Here is a 1874-nt window from a genome sequence, read left to right as displayed (position 1 = left end):
CTGTGGGAGCGAGCTTGCTCGCGATAGGGCCAGCCCAGGCACTGCAAATCCCTACCGTAACCCATCCCGAAACTGCCCCGGCGTCATGCCCGTCCAACGCTTGAACGCGCGACTGAAGCTGCTGGTGTCGGCGAAACCCAGCAGGTAACTGACCTCACTCAGCGAGCACTGCGGATCGCGCAGGTGTAGCAGCGCCAGATTCTCCCGGCATTCGTTGAGCAGCGCGTCGAAGCGGCAGCCTTCGTCGGCCAGGTGTCGCTGCAGGCTGCGCAGGCTCAGGTGCATGGCCTGGGCGATGCGTTCGGCGCTGGGTTCGCCTTCGGGCAACTGGGCTTCGATGGCGGCGCGGACCTTGCGCTCCCAGGTCAACGGCTGGAGTTGGGCGAGGGTGCGCTTGAGCACGGTTTCGTTGTGTTCGGCCAGCTCCGGGTTCGCATCGTCCAGGTGGCTGTCGAAATCCACGAGGCTGAATTCCAGGCAATCCTGGCTGGCGGCGAAATGCACGGGCGCGCGAAAGACTTTGTGCCATGGGCTGGCGTCCAACGGTTGCGGTCGGCGCAGGTAGACCGCCAGCGGTGCGTAGTCGCGGCCCAGCCGGTTGCGGCAGGTGCGCACGTAGATCGCGGCAAACGCGTCGATGGCTTCGAAAGCGGGGGCGGGGCGTCCCGGCGGGACATCGAGGCTGAAGCGATAGCGGTCTTCGCCGCGGCTCAGTTGCAAGGTCAGCGCATCGCTGACCACCGGGTGATACCGCACGATCCGCTCGAACACCTCGCGCAAACTGCCGCTGGCCACCAGGGCGTAGCCCAGCGCATGGAACGTGGTGGGGCTGACGAAGCGCGACACCCGCAAGCCAATTGCCGGGTCGCCGCTGGCCTGCACCGCCAACGTCCATAGGCGCGTGGTGGCCGAGAGCGGGTAGCGTGCGTTCGGGTCGTCCATCAACGCCGGGTCCAGGCCCGCTTCCACGCACAAGGCCTGGCTGTCCAGGCCCAGTGCATCGAGCTGCTTGCGCAGGGCGCGGGTCCAGCTGGCGAGGGAGGTGGGTTCGGTCATGACAATTGGCGCTTGCGGTCAACAGGTTGGCGTCTACGGCTACCACCCGATGGGACAACGCCCGGCAGGATGAGCACATCGTTGTTACCAGAGGATGTAAGCCATGCACGGCACTTGCGCAAGCCCCGAGCGATTGAATGCACAACAGCGAGCCGCCCACATTCGCCAGGTTGTCCTGGCCCGGGGCGAGGAATTGCGCCGGCGCTACCCGATCTTGCAGCATCAGGACGCGCTGGGCGCGGGCATCCTGGCGTTTGCCTTGGCCGGAATGATCGGCTCGGCGCTGCTCTACATCAACGGTTACCTGGCTGGTTGGGCCTGTCTGCTGCTCAACGCGTTTTTCGCCTCCCTGACCCATGAGCTTGAACATGATCTGATCCACAGCATGTATTTCCGCAAGCAGCGCCTGCCCCACAACCTGATGATGGGCCTGGTGTGGCTGGCGCGGCCGAGCACCATCAATCCATGGATCCGCCGCCATCTGCACCTCAATCATCACAAGGTGTCCGGCAGCGAGGCGGACATGGAAGAGCGGGCCATCACCAATGGCGAACCTTGGGGATTGGCGCGTTTGCTGATGGTCGGCGACAACGTGATGTCGGCGTTCATCCGCCTGCTGCGAGCCAAGACCTGGGCACACAAGCGCAGCATCCTCAAGCGCACGCTGAAGGTGTACTTCCCGCTGGCGCTGTTGCACTGGGGCGCCTGGTACGTGTTCCTCGGTTTCCATGGGATCAACGCGGTGGCTGGGCTGTTGGGCACTTCGATTGATTGGTCAGCGAGCACCCTCGCGACGATGCACGTCATCGATATCGCCG

At 64.6% G+C, this 1874-nt stretch carries 2 protein-coding genes; one reads left to right on the top strand and one right to left on the bottom strand.

From position 1 onward, the window contains the following. Window positions 1–51: 51 nt before the first annotated feature. On the bottom strand, window positions 52–1056 hold the full coding sequence (locus OC610_RS26745; RefSeq protein WP_264432250.1) for an AraC family transcriptional regulator: 1005 nt from the start codon (window positions 1054–1056) through the stop codon (window positions 52–54). A gap of 103 nt (window positions 1057–1159) precedes the next feature. Here OC610_RS26745 and OC610_RS26740 point away from each other — a divergent pair. Then, the coding region (locus OC610_RS26740; RefSeq protein ID WP_264432247.1) for a fatty acid desaturase at window positions 1160–1874 on the top strand (715 nt) is incomplete at its 3' end.

The sequence above is a fragment of the Pseudomonas agronomica genome, assembly GCF_025917275.1.
In the GTDB taxonomy this organism is placed as follows: Bacteria; Pseudomonadota; Gammaproteobacteria; order Pseudomonadales; family Pseudomonadaceae; genus Aquipseudomonas; species Aquipseudomonas agronomica.
The sequence above is the reverse complement of the archived record's forward strand: the minus strand, read 5'-3'. Positions and strand labels throughout refer to the sequence as shown.

Coding starts and splice junctions, on each gene's coding strand:
- OC610_RS26745 (WP_264432250.1), bottom strand. CDS start 1,056: ATGACCGAACCCACCTCCCTCGCCAGCTGGACCCGCGCCCTGCGCAAG.